17 protein-coding genes and 1 pseudogene (1 of these 18 running past the window's edge) are annotated in these 16070 nt (G+C 59.5%); 6 read left to right on the forward strand and 12 right to left on the reverse strand.

Features of this window, described 5'->3' with window-relative positions:
• Positions 1-5 precede the first annotated feature (5 nt).
• The gene (locus RBH10_RS09365) at positions 6-872 is read left to right on the forward strand and encodes a LysR family transcriptional regulator (protein WP_281039442.1); all 867 of its coding nucleotides are present in this window, start codon (positions 6-8) and stop codon (positions 870-872) included.
• 27 nt (positions 873-899) lie between these two features.
• On the opposite strand, the gene RBH10_RS09370 is transcribed toward RBH10_RS09365, so the two are convergent.
• Both RBH10_RS09370 and RBH10_RS09375 read right to left on the reverse strand, forming a co-directional pair.
• Positions 900-1454, reverse strand: a complete 555-nt coding sequence (locus RBH10_RS09370) for a GNAT family N-acetyltransferase (RefSeq protein ID WP_281039443.1) — start codon at positions 1452-1454, stop codon at positions 900-902.
• 81 nt (positions 1455-1535) lie between these two features.
• On the reverse strand, positions 1536-2426 hold the full coding sequence (locus RBH10_RS09375; protein WP_281039460.1) for a LysR substrate-binding domain-containing protein: 891 nt from the start codon (positions 2424-2426) through the stop codon (positions 1536-1538).
• Between the two features lie 134 nt (positions 2427-2560).
• Here RBH10_RS09375 and RBH10_RS09380 point away from each other — a divergent pair, with 134 nt between their 5' ends.
• Complete coding sequence (locus RBH10_RS09380) at positions 2561-4075, forward strand: MFS transporter (protein ID WP_281039444.1); 1515 nt, start codon at positions 2561-2563, stop codon at positions 4073-4075.
• A gap of 42 nt (positions 4076-4117) precedes the next feature.
• On the opposite strand, the gene RBH10_RS09385 is transcribed toward RBH10_RS09380, so the two are convergent.
• The 3 genes from RBH10_RS09385 to RBH10_RS09395 form a co-directional block, all read right to left on the reverse strand.
• Positions 4118-4960 (reverse strand): NADPH-dependent oxidoreductase, encoded by an 843-nt coding sequence (locus RBH10_RS09385; protein WP_281039445.1) that lies wholly within the window; start codon positions 4958-4960, stop codon positions 4118-4120.
• 117 nt (positions 4961-5077) lie between these two features.
• On the reverse strand, positions 5078-6037 hold the full coding sequence (locus tag RBH10_RS09390; protein ID WP_281039446.1) for an MYG1 family protein: 960 nt from the start codon (positions 6035-6037) through the stop codon (positions 5078-5080).
• 129 nt (positions 6038-6166) lie between these two features.
• The gene (locus tag RBH10_RS09395) at positions 6167-6796 is read right to left on the reverse strand and encodes a TetR/AcrR family transcriptional regulator (protein WP_281039447.1); all 630 of its coding nucleotides are present in this window, start codon (positions 6794-6796) and stop codon (positions 6167-6169) included.
• 66 nt (positions 6797-6862) lie between these two features.
• On the opposite strand from RBH10_RS09395, the gene RBH10_RS09400 reads away from it, so the two are divergent.
• Positions 6863-8005 (forward strand): serine hydrolase, encoded by a 1143-nt coding sequence (locus RBH10_RS09400; RefSeq protein ID WP_281039448.1) that lies wholly within the window; start codon positions 6863-6865, stop codon positions 8003-8005.
• A 48-nt stretch (positions 8006-8053) separates the two neighbouring features.
• Here RBH10_RS09400 and RBH10_RS09405 read toward each other — a convergent pair.
• Positions 8054-8946: pseudogene (locus RBH10_RS09405) on the reverse strand (LysR family transcriptional regulator).
• 152 nt (positions 8947-9098) lie between these two features.
• On the opposite strand from RBH10_RS09405, the gene RBH10_RS09410 reads away from it, so the two are divergent.
• Positions 9099-9752 (forward strand): hydrolase, encoded by a 654-nt coding sequence (locus RBH10_RS09410; protein ID WP_045022895.1) that lies wholly within the window; start codon positions 9099-9101, stop codon positions 9750-9752.
• A gap of 98 nt (positions 9753-9850) precedes the next feature.
• Here the strand turns inward: RBH10_RS09410 and RBH10_RS09415 are convergent, their stop codons facing one another.
• The 4 genes from RBH10_RS09415 to bdcA form a co-directional block, all read right to left on the reverse strand.
• The gene (locus tag RBH10_RS09415) at positions 9851-10264 is read right to left on the reverse strand and encodes a curlin (protein ID WP_281039450.1); all 414 of its coding nucleotides are present in this window, start codon (positions 10262-10264) and stop codon (positions 9851-9853) included.
• A 170-nt stretch (positions 10265-10434) separates the two neighbouring features.
• Positions 10435-10833, reverse strand: coding sequence for a curli-like amyloid fiber formation chaperone CsgH (csgH, locus tag RBH10_RS09420; protein ID WP_281039451.1), 399 nt, complete (start codon positions 10831-10833; stop codon positions 10435-10437).
• Between the two features lie 68 nt (positions 10834-10901).
• On the reverse strand, positions 10902-11339 hold the full coding sequence (locus RBH10_RS09425) for a curlin (RefSeq protein ID WP_045022856.1): 438 nt from the start codon (positions 11337-11339) through the stop codon (positions 10902-10904).
• A gap of 182 nt (positions 11340-11521) precedes the next feature.
• Positions 11522-12235, reverse strand: coding sequence for an SDR family oxidoreductase (gene bdcA, locus RBH10_RS09430; RefSeq protein ID WP_045022855.1), 714 nt, complete (start codon positions 12233-12235; stop codon positions 11522-11524).
• A 73-nt stretch (positions 12236-12308) separates the two neighbouring features.
• On the opposite strand from bdcA, the gene RBH10_RS09435 reads away from it, so the two are divergent.
• Positions 12309-12908: a TetR/AcrR family transcriptional regulator gene (locus RBH10_RS09435; RefSeq protein ID WP_281039452.1), complete on the forward strand. Its 600-nt coding sequence runs from the start codon at positions 12309-12311 to the stop codon at positions 12906-12908.
• Between the two features lie 42 nt (positions 12909-12950).
• On the opposite strand, the gene RBH10_RS09440 is transcribed toward RBH10_RS09435, so the two are convergent.
• Positions 12951-14234 carry a cystathionine gamma-synthase family protein gene (locus RBH10_RS09440; RefSeq protein ID WP_281039453.1) on the reverse strand — a complete coding sequence of 428 codons (1284 nt, stop codon included), beginning with the start codon at positions 14232-14234 and terminating at the stop codon, positions 12951-12953.
• Positions 14235-14359: 125 nt separating this feature from the next.
• On the opposite strand from RBH10_RS09440, the gene RBH10_RS09445 reads away from it, so the two are divergent.
• The gene (locus tag RBH10_RS09445; protein ID WP_281039454.1) at positions 14360-14818 is read left to right on the forward strand and encodes an Lrp/AsnC family transcriptional regulator; all 459 of its coding nucleotides are present in this window, start codon (positions 14360-14362) and stop codon (positions 14816-14818) included.
• 80 nt (positions 14819-14898) lie between these two features.
• On the opposite strand, the gene RBH10_RS09450 is transcribed toward RBH10_RS09445, so the two are convergent.
• A protein-coding gene (locus RBH10_RS09450) for a hypothetical protein (RefSeq protein ID WP_281039455.1) crosses the window boundary here: on the reverse strand, positions 14899-16070 show its 3' portion. The gene runs 844 nt beyond the window's last position; the window shows 1172 of its 2016 coding nt (coding positions 845-2016); its start codon lies beyond the right edge, outside the window; it ends in the stop codon at positions 14899-14901.

Here is a 16070-nt window from a genome sequence, read left to right on the forward strand (position 1 = left end):
CACAGATGACCGATTGGGAAAATCTTCGTCATTTCCTCGCCGTGGCACGCAGCGGCACCCTGTCCGGTGCTGCGCGGGCCTTGAAGGTTGACCACGCCACCATCAGCCGCCGGCTGGCTGCGCTCGAAGCCGAACTGGATGTGACGCTGGTCGACCGCCTGCCGCGATCGTCTCGCCTGACGACAATTGGCCAGCAGGTCTTCGATCAGGCCATCGCGATGGAAAATGCGGCGGATGGCATTGCCCGGATTGCGCGGGCTGCGCATACGCCGCTTGTCGGCAAGGTAACGCTCAGCGCTCCGCCGGTGCTGGCCGCGCATGTGCTAGCGCAGCATCTCGCGCAGTTTCGATCGCGCTATCCGGATATCCGGCTTTCCCTCGCGGCGCAGGCGCAGCAGGTGTCGCTCAGCCGCAGGGAAGCGGATGTTGCTCTCCGTTTAGTGCGGCCCGAGGAAAACGGTAGCTTCACGCGAAAACTTGGGACAATGGCCTTCGGTCTCTATGCGCGGAGCGACTATGTGCATCGCGATGCACCAGATCGATGGCAATTTATCGCTTACGACGAGAGCTTCGCCGACATGCCGCAACAGAAGTGGTTGCTGGGCATTGCCGGCACAAGGCCGATAGCGTGCGAACTGAACGACATCAGCGGGCATTTGATTGCAGTGCGCGCTGGCGCTGGCGTTGCCGGGCTTCCCTGTTTTCTCGGAGATGCCGACCCGAATCTGGTGCCGGTCGGCAAGGACATCCCGGCTTTCTCGCGGGACATCTGGCTTCTGGTCCATCGGGATTTGCGCAAGACGCCTTCCGTCCGCGCTGTGATGGATTTCGTTGTTGCGCTTATTGCCCGGCATGGCGGTTTTTCAGATTGACCGATGACGACAGCCTTGCAGCCGATCTCATGCATGCCACTCGGATTTCAGAACCGCATAGATGAACTCGTCGCCCCAATTTCCATTGAAGCGATCGTTTTGAACCAGATGCGCTTCTCTGCGCATTTTGAGACGCTCAACGATACCAATTGATCCGTGATTGAGGGTGTCCAGCCGCGCAAAAATTCTGTGGCAACCAAGCTGGTCGAAGCCAAGGCTGATTATCGCGCGCACAGCTTCGGTCGCATATCCTTGTCCCGAAAAGGAAGGGTTGAAAATATAACCGACTTCCGCCTGCAACGCAGTTTTACTGGCGATTTTCAGAAGCACTTCCCCGACTACCGCCTGATCGTTGCGGCGGACCACCGCCAAGCGCAGGGTATCTCCATCATTTTCAAAAGGTGCCGACAGCATTGAAGCAAATTGAGCTTCAAGCGCCTCCTTTTCAGGTGGCGAGGCGTAGAGGAACCTGTAGACGTCTTCCCGCCCGTGATAGTCGGCATAGGACGGTAAATCTGCAGGACGGAATTGACGGAGGATAAGGCGTTCGGTGTTTATGGGCAAAGAAGCCGACGTGTTCATGGGTACTCACTAACAAAAAATATCTTCGGCAATGTGGGATTTAAGGGCACGAGGAACAAGTCCGCAAAGGAGCCCATTCGATCAGGTTTCGGCAAACAGCTTTTCGATCGCGAAATCGATGAAAACACGCAGCCGCGGGGTTATGAAACGCGCTGACGGCCAGACTATCGAAAATTGCCCCGGTGCGGCGAGATGTTCGTTCAATACCGTCTTGAGCAAGCCATCCCGGATGGCGTCCGTGGCCAGGAATTCGGGCATGTAGGCGAGGCCCAGCCCGTCAATCGCCGCTGCCCGTATCGCCTCCATATTGCCGCAGGTGAGGGCGACACGCATGCTCGACAAGGGGTTATCGCCGTTTTCCAGCCGCCATTCCTGAAACTTTCCCGAGGTGGGAAAGCGGAAGCGCAGCGCTTCGTGCTCTGACAATTGGTTTGGGTGCCGGGGCGTGCCCATTCGTTGAAAATAGTCTGGCGATGCGCATAAAATGAACCGGAACGGACCCAGACGTCGCGCCATCAGGCTGGAATCGTCGAGCTCGCCGCTGCGGATAGCTGCGTCGAAGCCGCCTTCGATCAGATCGACGCGCCGGTCGTTAAAGTCGAGTTCCAGATCGATGTCGGGATAACGCTGACGAAATTCAGGCACGATCGGCAGCAGAAAGCGGTATCCGATTGTCGGAAGTGTTACGCGAAGACTGCCGCGCGGCAGGGCCAGATTGTCCGTGACAGCCTCGTGGGCATCGCGCAGGTCGGTCAGGATCGTCCGATATCGCTCAAACAACATTGCCCCTTCATTGGTCAGGGAGACCTGCCGTGTGGTGCGGTTGAACAGCCGCACACCCAATGACGCTTCCAGCCGGGCGACACTTTTCCCAACCGCAGAAGGAGACAGCCCGAGGCTCTGCCCGGCCTTGGCAAAATTCAGCCTTTCGGCAACGCGGACGAAGGCATCGATCTCACTTAGCTTATCCATGACCAATGATTAGAGAATTTTGATCCGTAATGAAAGGCCCGCAAGGCTGATTGTCGAATTCATGTCACTTGATGAGAATGCAGCCCGATACGCGACCTTGATGTCGCGATACCATTTTCACCACTGGAGTTCGCATGATCGACGCCCCTCCCAGAGCCTCCGCCAGCCGAAATTCGGTACTGGTGGCGGTATGTCTTGCCGCCCTGACGCTTCCCTTGAACTTTTCCGCCGGTGCAGTTGCAACACCGGCGATTGGGCAGGATCTTGGCGGATCACCGGAATCTCTCACCTGGATCACTAATGCCTTCATGCTGGCATTCGGCAGCCTGTTGATGGCAGCCGGAGCGCTAGCCGATCGATATGGCAGAAGACGGGTGTTCTTGATTGGCCTTGCGCTGTTTACCGGGTTTTCCTTCGCTCTTGGGCTGGCGCCGTCGGTCTGGATCATCGACCTGCTGCGTGCCGGTCAGGGCGTGGGCGCCGCTGCCGCCTTGGCTGGCGGAACGGCCGCACTTGCGCAGGAATTTGACGGCCACGCAAGGACACGCGCCTTCGGGCTGCTTGGAACGACCTTCGGGGTCGGTCTTGCTTCCGGCCCGCTGCTGACAGGATTGATGATCGAAACAGTCGGATGGCGGGCGATATTCCTTGCCGGCGGTCTGATCGGTCTCCTCGCCCTGATCCTCGGCCCGCCACGGATGCGCGAAACGAGGGATCCCGATGCGGCGGAACTCGACTGGCTGGGTGCGGCGAGCTTTACCCTGACGCTCACCCTGTTCACCGTCGCGATGATCGAGCTGCCAGTTATGGGGCATGTCGGCATCATCGCTTTCAGCGCAGGATTTGTGCTTTCGCTGGCGGCCTTCGTCGTGATCGAAATCCGCGCGGCGCGGCCGATGCTGGACCTGTCGCTGTTCCGTTATCCTCGTTTCGTGGGTGTGCAACTGCTGCCGATTGCCACCTGCGCCTGCTTCGTTGTCCTTCTGGTCATAATCCCGTTGCGCCTGATCGGCATCGAGCAACATGGAGCGCTCGGGGCAGGGTTCATCATGCTGGGACTGTCTGCTCCGATGCTTGTGGTGCCCATAGTCGCGACGATGCTGGCGCGCCATGTTTCCCCGGGCATACTCTGCGGTATCGGCCTGCTGATCGCCGCCACCGGCCTCGTCTGGCTTGCCGGTTTTACAGCTGAGGATGGCGCCACGATCGTTCTGCCCATGTTCGTCATCGGCGTGGGCGCAGGCCTGCCCTGGGGTCTGATGGACGGCTTGTCGGTCGGTGTCGTGCCTGTGGAGCGCGCAGGAATGGCGACCGGCATATTCAGTACCGTGCGGGTTGCCGGTGAAGGTATCGCGCTTGCAATCGTCAGCGCCGCTCTATCGGCATTGACCTCCGCATCGCTCGGTCACCTGACACCCTTGTCCACGTCTCTCTTGAACCAGACGGGGCAGCGTCTGGCGGTCGGCGATCTGGCGGGGGCAGCGGCAATGTCGTCCCACATCGGCGACGACCTGTTGCGGGATGCCTACCAGACCGCGTTTTCGACACTTTGCTGGTGGCTTGCCGCAGTGACGGCACTATGCGCGATCGCGGTCCTTGTCCTCTTGCCGACTAATGCTGCGGTCGCCGATGAGGTGGCGGCTCCGTAAATTTCCGGAGACGCACGCTGCGCCTCCGGCAACCGGACGGATTTATTTGATGGCGAAGCCAAGGCGACGCAATGTTTGACTCAATTCTGCGCGCCCCTTCAGGGCATCGGCATTTTGCACACGCTGTGCAATGGGTGCTGTCCAGCCATTTTGCGGCAGGCCCTGTTTTTGCTGAAACGCCTTCAAGACATCGTCATAGGAATCGAGGTCATCCCGCGCCGTTTCCGAATAAGTCTCATGAAACAGAATGGATGATTGCGGCAGGCGCGGTTTGACGTCGGTTTTCACCGTCGGGTCGGGATAACCGACCGTAAGGCCAAACACCGCAATCGTCTCCGCAGGCAGGTTCAGTTCACGGGAAACCTCCTCCGGTTTGTTGCGAATGCCACCCACGTAACAGGAGCCGAGACCGAGTGAATCGATTGCAGCAACGGCGTTCTGCGCGGCCAGCGCCGCATCGATGGCACCGATCAGGAAGCTTTCCAGATAATCCAGCCCTTCGCCCTGATTGCCATGGTTCGAAGCGACGGTTCGCAAGCGCTTCAGGTCGATCAGCCATATGAGAAAAACAGGTGCGTCTTTTATATGGTTGTTGCCACCCGTGAAGCCTGCCAGACGCGCCTTGCGATCCTTGTCCCGAACCGCCACCACGCTCCACGCCTGAAGATTGGACGATGTCGGCGCTGATTGCGCAGCCGCGACCAGAAGTTCCAGAGTACCGTCCGGCAGCGCCTTGGGCAGGTAGGCGCGTGCGGTGCGATGATCCAGCAACGTATCGATGGTGTCGTTCCAGAAGGGCGGCGAAAAGGCGGCTTGCACCCCGTAACGGGCCTCGACCCGCTGTTGCGGAATTTCAGGGCTGGGGATCGGGTTGGATCGGGTCATCGTGTGAAACTCCGTAACGTTGGGAGTGGAGGGCAGGGCCAATGACGCGGACCGGAGGCCGTCAAAGGCATATCATTTGATATGCCTTGCCAGCTCGTCTGCCGAGCAATCTCCTACTCATTCGCCATCGCTCGATGAAACAACATTTCCGGCGCCAAGGGAGATCGCCTCTTTCACAGCCAGTTCCGCCATGGCGAGTGCGGCGTCGCGGGTCTTGGCGGCTGCGATAAAGCGGCCGTTGTGGCAGAAGCTCGCGCCTTCAACGCCACAAACCGCTTCCAGATCGCCATTGGTCAGGCCGGCCCATGCCGCCGGCAGGTCTGCCCGCAGCTCAAAACCCTCGTCTGCGCGGCGGATGCCGGTCAAGCACCAGTCCTTGTCGCGCGGGTGAACGACAAACAGCAGATGGTCGGCACCGGCCTTCACGATGGCGGGCCGGAACGGCATTCCCATCGGCAATTCCAGAACTCGCCCTTCACCGGTATCGACGATCGCCTGGGTAACAAGCGCTTCGGCCCGCAATTTCGCGGCGCTTTTGGCAATTTTCGCCTCGACGAAGCTGCGGGCAATGGCCAGCGCCGCGTGGAAACAGCGATCATCCGCTTCGGGGTCGGTCTCGTCAAAAACAGGTTTCAGAGTTTCCAGCAGGACAGGCAGCGTCAGCGCAACGAGCGGCCCGGCGGTGGAGGGGCTGAGCGCGCCATTGTCGACGAGATCGACCGGCAGCACAAAGCTGGCATCGAAAGAGGCTTGGACGGCTTCGACATGTTCGCTGGGAACGCCGAAGGCGGCAAGATAGTCCTGGCCGAAATGTTTCCAGATCAGTCCGAACGAACTGTATGGCTGGCCGTCTTCGCGGAGCGGCGCGCCGCGCTGGTGGTGATCGAAGATCCCCTTCGTCGCGTCATAAGCGCCACCGACATCGTAAATGATGCGATCCACGCCGGGGGTGATCCATTCCGGCGCCCTGCTGCGGATGATGCGGGCCTGCGGAAAAAGCCGCGTCAGGATGACGCTGGACAGCAGCTCATCGGCATGGAAGCCACCGGAATGGGTGACGAGAAAATCCGGGATCATGTCAGGATACGCCTTGTTGTTCGCGGGAGGTCCGCCTGGAATTGAGGCACCTGATACCCTTTGCCCGACACCATCTCAACCCGTCATTCGCTGCGCAGTTCAAAAGTAATGATATGCCGTCAGGCGTCCTCAGGCACGATGACGTTCGATCTCCGCTATCGCGAGGTTTGCTATAGGCAAAAGCGCCGTATCTGATGCGCCGTCCTGCGCCTGCACGGACATGCCCTGAATCATTGCGCCGACGAAACGCGCAAGAGCCGCCGCATCGGTCGCCCGCTTCATTTGCCCTTCCTCAATGCCACGCGAGATCCGCGCTTCGATTGCAGCAAGCGTTTCATTGCGCAGACTGGAGACATGCTGCGCGACAGGCTCGTTCTCGACAGCACAGGTCAGCACGGCGGTCGAAACCATACAACCATGAGGGCGACCGGGGCGGGTGAATTCATGGGCGGATTCACGAAGCACGCTCGCCAGCGCCGCCACCACGTCGCTCTCTTCAAGTGCGCGCGCCGTGGAGGCCCCGATATGAGCCTGATACCACGCCAGAGCCTCCCGATAGAGATCGGCCTTTGACGTAAAGGCCGCATAGAGGCTTTGCGGCGTGATGCCCATCGCCGCCGTCAGGTCGGCAATAGACGCGCCCTCATAACCAAGTCGCCAGAAGGTCTCCGCAGCCTTTGCCAGCACCTCGTCGCGGTCGAAGGCGCGGGGGCGGCCGCGTGGTCGCGAAACGGCCTTGCTATTTTTCACATCGATCACTCTAGAAATATCCTTTCGAGCTTGTTATTCAGGAACGATCATTGTGATTATAGAGGACGAAATCCCATGAGTCTCCCTGATTATTCCGAGGCACCCGCCCGCATCGACGCTGTGATCGACAGGGCGCTTGCCGAAAAACGCATCGTTGGTGCTGTCGTGCTCGTTGCCCGTGACGGACAGGTCATCCATCACCGCGCCGCCGGTTATTCGGATCGCGAAACCGGGACAGTGATGCGTGAAGATTCGATCTTCCGGCTCGCCTCCATCACCAAGCCTGTTGTTACGGCCGCCACCATGCGGCTCGTGGAGGAAGGGCGGCTCGACCTTCATGCGTCGGTGACGCAATGGCTGCCGGATTTCCGTCCTGCTCTGCCTGATGGCACGCGGCCGGAGATCACCATCCATCAACTGCTCACCCATACGTCCGGCCTCGGTTATGGTTTTCTCGAACCGTCCGATGGGCCATATCACACGCTTGATGTCTCTGACGGCCTCGATCAGCCGGGCCTGTCATTGCAGGAAAACCTGTCACGTCTTGCAGCGGTTCCTCTCGCTTTCGCGCCCGGCACGGGCTGGCTCTATTCTCTCGGCCTCGATGTGCTCGGCGGTATCTTGGAGAAGCTGGAGGGCCGCAGCCTGGCCGAGATCGTCCGTGACAAGGTGACGGCCCCGCTTGGGCTTGAAGATACAGGTTTTTCCGTCCGGGAAACGTCACGGCTGGCTGCGGCCTATGCGGACGGCAATCCCGAGCCGACGCTGATGAGTGATGGAATAAGGGTGCCAATTTTCGGCACGACCGCGCGCTTCGCGCCGTCGCGCATCCTCAATCCCAAGTCCTACCCTTCGGGCGGCGCAGGCATGGCTGGTACGGGAGGCGATGTTCTGCGTTTTCTGGAGGCGATCCGCACTGGCGGGGCATCGATCCTCGACGCCAGAACAGTAGACGCCATGACCATCGATCACGTTGGCACCGAAGCTGAAACGCAAGGGCCGGGCTGGGGCTTCGGTTATGGATGGGCGGTATTGGTTGATCCCGCGCCAACCGGCACGCCGCAAGCGCCGGGCACGCTGCAATGGGGCGGCGCCTACGGCCACAACTGGTTCATCGACCGCGCAAACGGTCTTTCCGTGGTCGCACTCACCAATACGGCATTTGAAGGCATGTCCGGCGCATTCCCGGGGGATGTCAGGAACGCCGTCTATGGATAGGGCGCGATTGATGCGTTAGCGGCTGAGCAAGTTGCAGAGCGCCATGCTCTAGCGGTCGGCACCAGCGAGATGCGGTGCCGGCTCGCAATACTCAATCAGCAATTCGGTGAGAACCCGTATCTTCCGTGCAGGATGCTGGCCCGGCGGGCGGATGACATATGCGCCCGCCGGAGGTGGAGGGTAACGTGTCATGACCGGCACAAGCGCTCCGGAGGCGACGTGTTCATCGGTGAGGCCGTCAGGGAGATAGGCGATCCCCAGTCCTGCAATTGCGGCAGCAACCAGAGCCGTGCCGTTGTCTGCCTTGAAACGCCCCTGCGGACGAACCGTGATGATCTTGTCGCCATCCGTGAGCTGCCAGGCTTCGGTGCCCTGCATGAGAGCCTCGTGCGCGACGAGTTCCTCCGGCGTCTCGGGCGACCCGTGCGCCTTGATGTAGTCCGGGCTCGCGACGAACTTCCCGTGGATCGGTCCGACGCGCCTTGCGATCAGGTTGAGTCCTGAAGATAGCCAACCCGTATCGCACAATCATAACCTTCTGTGATGAGGTCGACGAAGCGGTCGCTGTAACATGTCTGGATCTGGAGCTTTGGGTGACGGCGCGCCATTTCCGCGAGGATGGGTGCGAAGTGAGTGGGGCCGAAAGAAAGCGGCAGGGCAACACGCAAGCGGCCGCGAAGTTCACCGGCAGGCAGGATCGTTTCCTTGGCCATGTCGATTTCGGCGCAGACCCTGGCCGCATAATCCCGGAAGATGGACCCTGCTTCCGTGAGCGCGGCGCCTCTTGTGGTTCGTGCCAGCAGCTGGACGCCGAGTTCCGCCTCAAGCCGGAAAAGCCGCCGACTGACGATTGACTTGGAGACGCCGAGCCGGAGTGCCGCAGGCGAAACTCCCCCGGCATCAGCCACTTCCACGAAGGTCCGCAGTTCTTCGATATCCATTTGGCGTTCCCCAATTTGCGACACAGCTTGCCAGAAAGCGACGCTACCGCATCTCGAATGGGAACGGCAATACTGGAGCCAGGCAACGTCGCCGCTGGCGCATGTCTCTCGCAAAATCAATGCCGATCACAACGGCAGCAAAGGATGTAATGATGACCTTTCGTAATGGCCTTGCTTCGCTTCTGCGTCCCGAAGATTCGGTACTCGTTCTTATCGACCACCAGCCCTACCAGCTTGCCAATCTGAACAGCCATGACCCGCAGGCCGTGGTGAACAACACGACGGCTCTGGCGAAAACCGCCAAGGCTTTCGGCGTTCCCACCATCCTGACCAGCGTGATTGCGGCGAGAGGCGGTCTGATCTTCCCGCACATCACTGACGTGTTTCCGGGTCAGGAGGTAATCGACCGCACCTTCATCAACACATGGGAGGATCGGAAGGTCGTGGATGCGGTCAAGGCGACAGGCCGCAAGCAACTGATCATCGCCGGCCTGTGGACCGAAATCTGCGTCGCCATGCCGACAATCCAGGCGCTTGGCGAAGGCTGGGATGTGACGGTGGTCACGGATGCATCGGGTGGCACTTCAGTGGAGGCTCACGAGGTCGCCATCCAGCGCATGATCGGCGCGGGGGCGAACATGATGACCTGGCTGGCCGTGGCTTCGGAGTGGCAACGTGACTGGGCGAGGACAGAGCACGCCGCGGAGCTGACCGAAGTTCTCAAGCAGCACGCCGGTGGCAGCGGCATCGCCTATCTGTGGGAACAACAGCTGCTCAACACACCGGTGCCCGGCAACGCAGGCTGATTTGAGCGGGGAGGGCGTCTGCCCGCGTTACGGCAAGCGCCCTCTCAAATCCGCGATGGAACTGGGTACATCGTCTTTAGAACGGTTGTGGAATTGCCCTACCAGCCATAGCTAAATGTCAGGCCGCTCCCGTTATCGCCTTCCTGCACGACGTTGGTTTCCGTGTTTCGGCCATACTGGAAAATGCCATAGGCATTGTTGTTGCCGTTCTGCTGCAAGGTTGCGGAATGGCCGTTGCCCCGTTGCCGGATAAAGCCGAGATTGCCACCGCCGTTCTGGGCGATGCCGGCGGCATTGCCCCGGCCCAGCTGCCTGATGTCGGCATCCTTGAAGCCACGGTAAAGCGAATAGGCGCGCAGCCCGGTTGAGAACAGATCCGCATCCGTGGCGTTGCCGGGTGCGAGGTCGAAGGAGATCCGGCCTCCGGCATGGGCCGGGGTGGAAAATCCCACTGGCGCGAGGCTGCCGACAAGCAGAGTAATGGTAAGAAGTTTCAATACGTTGTGGGTCATTCTTATCTCCGTGTGTCAGTGCCTTGCTGATGATCCACTGTCGCATCTTTCAACTGAACCCGAACGGAATTGCCCATTCACATGGCGTTCAGTCGTTCGGTAAAATCAAAAGAAAAGGGCGCCGAAAACCGGCGCCCTTTTTAATGGCAGTTCCACAGCGGGATGGCCGCTTAATCGTCGCCAGTCTGCTTGGTGCAACTGTAGCTCTTGCCACCGATCACGAGATCCAGCACCGCCTTGTAGCGGGCTCCCTTCGCATCGAGCGTAACCGAGCTTAGCAGTTGCGAACGTCCCGCTTGGGCATCAAGGTCGCCACCCTGATTGATGACGGAACGACCGCCATCACCCGATTTTTCGACATGAAACGCGTAGGTCCCGCCAGCACCGGTGTCGCCCCTGGCGAAGGCTTCCAGTCTCACCATGCCCGCCTGCGGCGTTGCCTTGATTTCGCAAAGCTGCGACCCGTCAGATTGTTTGGCAGTGGTCATTGTCGCAACGGCGCCAACGGGAACAAGGGCCAGCGCGAGGATCGCCATCAGGCGGCGCGGATGTTTGATGCTATTTGGCATGGGTTGTTTCCTCCTGATGATCTGCTGTTGCGATCTGAACCGGTTTCACGTCATCCGCACGCGGCCGCTTATGGGCAGGCCTGCACGAAGGCTGCGACGTTGTCGTTGCCGCCCTGGTTCACATTGGCGCTGCAACCGTGGCCGACCTGAACACCAGCTGCGATGTTGCCATTGCCGTCCTGCGTCAGGATGGTCGTGTGGTTGGAGCCAAACTGGCCGATGCCGGCCACGTTGCGGTTGCCGTTCTGGTAGGTGGAGCCGTAATTGCCATTGCCTTCCTGACCGACTGCCGAGAGGTTATGGCGACCATATTGATGGCCGACAATCCGGTTGTAGCCACCGTTCTGGTAGGTTCTGATCCGGTTGCCATATCCTTCCTGCGCGCCACCGGCAGAGTTGGACCAGCCATATTGTTCGATGCGCACATCGTTGGCCATGGCGGGGGCTGCGGCGGTGAAGCCAACGAGAGCGGAGAGGGCAATTGCAACGAAAGACGTACGGATCATGACTGTCTCCTCAGGCGGATAAGACCGCGGTTGAACGTCTTTGTTCTAGACGGTCCCGTTGGAATGGAAGCTGAAGAGACTATTCAGTCGGGGTTCATTCGCAGAGTTCGCGTGCCGGATGTCTTTCGTTAAATCCGGCAAGGCGAAGGGCGCACGTTTTCGCGCCCCTCTCATCCCGCTGGTCAGGCGCCAAACGCACCGTCAATCGTATGCATCGCGCCCGTCACGAAGCCGGCCTCTGGGCCTGCGAGCCAGGCGACCATTCCCGCAACCTCTTCCGGTCGTCCGTGGCGTTTGATCGCCATGAAACTGTGCATCAGGTCTTTCATCGGTCCGCTCTCCGGATTTGCGTCGGTATCGATCGGTCCCGGCTGGACGACATTGATCGTGATTCCTCGGGGACCGAAATCCCGTGCCAGCCCGCGGGCCAACCCCTGGAGGGCGGATTTGCTCACGGCATAGGATGCCATGCCCGGCACGGGCATCCGGTCACCATTGACGGAGCCGATGACGATGATCCGCCCGCCCTCCGGCATCTGCCGCGCAGCTTCCACCGAGGCGTGATAGGGGGTCTGGATATTGATCTGAAAAAGACGGTCGATCGCATCCGGATCCTGTTCCAGTGCATCGCCGAAAATGATGATGCCGGAATTCACCACCAGAATATCGAGAGGGCCGCTTTCCCGCACGCGGGCGATCACGGCATCACGGTCGGCGCTGTCTGTCTGGACGGCGGTGCTGCCTGTCTCGGCAGCCAGCTGCTCCGCCGCCTCGCGCGATCCGGCATAGGTGAAGATTACTCTGGCACCTTCGGCTGCGAACCGACGCACGATGGCTGCGCCGATACCCCGGCTGCCGCCGAGAACCAGAACGGACTTTCCATGGAAGAGGGTCATATGAACTCCTTGCGAATTAAATTAATGATCGCTACATAAATATTCGATAAGGCCAACGTCAAGGTATTTTGTAGTGAGTGATACAAATAAATCCAATTCGCGTCCGCGCGGCCGTCCACGCCGCTTTGACCCCGATCAGGGTGTGGTCACTGCCCAGAACCTGTTCCATGCGCGAGGTTACGATGCCGTGGGCGTTGCGGAAATCACGTCAGCGCTTGGCATCAACCCGCCAAGCTTCTACGCCGCTTTCGGCAGCAAGGCCGGCCTTTTTGCGCGCGCCCTCGATCACTATGCGAGCACGAAGGCTATACCCCTTAAGGATATCCTGCGGCCGGACCGTCCGGTTGCCGAGTGCCTTGCTGCGGTGCTGGAAGATGCCGCCCGGCGCTACGCAGCGGATTCTGCCGCCGCTGGCTGCCTTGTTCTGGAAAGCATCGGTTGCCATGATGAAGAGGCGCGCGCCACCGCCCGTGTTTTCCACAAGGCGGCGCTGGATACGTTACGGGAATACATTTCCGCCCGTCATTCCGACGAGGCTGAACGAGTGACTGATTTTGTCAGCTCCACCATGGCAGGCATGTCCGCTCAGGCCCGCGATGGGATGGATCTTGCACGGCTTCTGGAGACCGCACGTATTGCTGGCCGTGCGATAGCCAGAGAGCTTTCGGTCTGAGGCTACGGCAATTGGCGGAGTAGGGTGGCATTTACCTCTTCGTCAGGAGACATCGAGCGAGAGGGTCAGGTCGGCGATAAGATCGTCGGGATGTTCGATGCCGATTGACAGCCGGATCGTGGAATCAAGCACACCAATGCGCTGGCGCACATCGGCCGGAACACCCGAATGTGTCATCGTTGCAGGGTGAGAGGCGAGGGACTCCGTACCGCCGAGGCTTACCGCGAGCTTGAATATCTTCAGCGCGTTGAGGAACTTGAAAGACGCGGCCTGCCCGCCCGCGATGTCAAACGAGAAGGTCGATCCCGCGCCGGTGCATTGAACCGCAAACACCTTGCCAACCGGGGATGCCGGATCGTTAAACGGCAGGTAATGGATCCTCTCGACTTTGGGATGCGCCTTCAGGAATTCAGCGACAATGTTGGCGTTGCTGTTTGCCCGCTCCATCCGGATTTGCAGCGTCTCAAGCGAGCGCCCGAGCATCCAGCACGAGTGCGGATCAAGCTGCGTGCCGATCGCGCCACGCAGAGCCTTCACCTGCTTCATCACGTCCTTCCGACCGAGCGCTGCCCCGGCAATGAGGTCGGAGTGCCCGCCAACATATTTTGTCAGCGAATAGAGCGAGATGTCGGCACCGTGTTCGATGGGCCGCTGGAACACCGGGCCAAGGAGCGTGTTGTCGCAGGCGACGATCGGCCTGTGCCCCTGTTTTTGGCCGATCATGTCGGCGACGCGGCTGATCATCGAGACGTCGACAATGCTGTTCGTCGGGTTGGCGGGGGTCTCGATGAGGATGACGGACACCCTGCCTTTCGCCATCGCAGTTTCTGCGGCTGATATCACCGAGGCCTCGCTGACACCGTCGGCGAAACCCACCGCCGAAACGCCAAAATTATGGAAGGTCTTCGCCAGCAGCGTCTCCGTGCCACCGTACAAAGGCTGGGAATGGAGCACGGTGTCGCCGGGCCGGACGAAGGCGAAAAGTGTTGTCGAAATGGCTGACATGCCGGACGAGAAGAGCGCACAACTCTCCGTGCGTTCGTAAACCGCAAGACGATCCTCGACGATCTCGCTGTTCGGGTGGTTGAAGCGCGAATAAACGAGGCCTGCACCCTTGCCCGCGGGTGGCTCCTTGCGCCCGGAGACGTAGTCGAAGAAGTCGCGGCCGTCTTCCGCCGACTTGAAGACGAAAGTCGATGTCAGGAACACCGGCGGTTTCACCGCTCCTTCCGACAATTCCGGATCGTAGCCGTAATTGAGCATCTGGGTTTCAGGGTGGAGAGCGTGGTTGCCGATATGGGTTCTGGACGGATGTGGTGCGGTCATTGCCGATAAGCCCCTTCAACAGGCGTTGAACTATCCGCAGCTTACATCCAATCAGGCCAAAATACCTTGCATTCTGAAGCGCACATCTATCTCATGAAGCAATATATTGCGGAGATTTCTCACTTATGTCGCAGAAAATTGCGGACACAATCGACAGGCGGATACTGAAAGAACTGTTTGCCGATGCAAGGATCACGAACAACGAACTTGCCGAGCGGGTGGGCCTGTCGGCATCGGCGTGTCTGCGGAGGCTTCGACGGCTGGAGGAGGTGGGGGTGATCAAGGGGTATTCCGTGATCATCGATCCGGTAATTGAGGGATGGGCCATGACGGCGCTTGCATCCGTCCGCCTCAGCCGCCAGCACGATGACGAAATCCGGATGTTCGAGGCTGCCGTTCTGGATTGGGACGAGGTTCTCGAGTGCCACCTCGTCACGGGGTCGAGGGACTACATGCTCAAGGTCATGTGCGGCGGGCTGGAGGACTACGAGCGTTTCATCAAGGAAAAGATCGCGAAGCTGAAATGCGTCGATACCATTGAGACCAGCTTCGTCATGAACACGATCAAGGCGCGGCGTATCTGAGCTTTGCTACAAGCCTTGTTTCAAACGGCTCAAGCTCAGAAAACTGGAGCTTGAGCCGTTTGGGAGCGCGACCGGACCGCTTATTCAGCCGTCGCCTGGATATCGACCTTGTCGAGAAGAAGCATCGGATTCTCGGACGCTAAAGCCAGATCAAAAAGACCGAGGCCGTTTGCGCTATTGGATCGGACAGTTACAGTCAGGGTTCCCGGAGTGCTGATGAAGCGGACGAGCGCGTCCACTGCACCCTTGAGCTTCGGCTGTTCAGCCGCGACCTGCTGCAACCCCACGCTGGCCACCAACGTCAGAACACCGCGCACCTGATCCTCGGTCATGTCGTTTTGCAGAGCATAAAGCTTGATCGCCTTGGCCATCAAACCTTCGTCCTTGATCGTCAGTTTCACCTCGCGACCCGCGAGCCCCAGGACGGCGGTCTGAGCGCGATTGACGTCGAAGGAGAAAAACTCCTCCGTGAACCCACTCACCAGACCGGAAAAATTGACGCTGCCAATGTCCTTGCCGCTCATGGAGATTTCCCGGATCACCAGGTTCTTGTTCGGTTCGTCCCAGCTGGCGGCGAGCGCATAGGACAGGGCGAGGGCCTCAAAACCGAGTTTGCGCGCTTCGACAAAAACTTCCTCCGACGAATCTGCCGGGATGGGAACAGAAAGGTCATCCTGCCGGATCTCGATATCGGTCGGGATGCCATTGAAGGGCTTTGTCAGTCCCATCTCGAAATTCTTGAGCGAAAATTTGATGCGTTCAGGCGTGCCCGCCGTCTCTTCTTCTCCCTCTTCCTTTTTCGGGGCCGCGACATCAACGTTGATGCCGCCGACACGGACGGTACCCAGTTCCGGTATCAGGTGGTTAAACGGGAAGGTCTCGATCTGTTTCTCGTCGAGCGCGGCGATTTCGGACAGACCCTTGATTGTGGAACTCCAGTCAAAGCCGTTGAGGCTTGCCTCGGCGACTTCGATCGTGTCGACGCCATTGCCGATCGACATGCCATTCAGGCCAAAACTGAGCTTACGGCTGTCCATCTGCATGTCGATACGATCAATGCTGGCCTTGACCCTTTTGCCTGCCGCCCCTTCGCTTTCGTCCGGCGCGTCGATCTTGAGCCCGAGCAATTGCATGTTGCTCTTGCCAATCATGTCGAGAATCGACAGAGCCTTGGCGACAATTGCCTGGCGTTCCTGCGGTGAAAGCTCTTCAGTATTTTTGGTGGTCGTCAGTGCCTTCAGGGTTTCCAGAA

This window comes from Rhizobium sp. AN73 (assembly GCF_030757975.1).
Taxonomy (GTDB): Bacteria; Pseudomonadota; Alphaproteobacteria; order Rhizobiales; family Rhizobiaceae; genus Agrobacterium; species Agrobacterium arsenijevicii.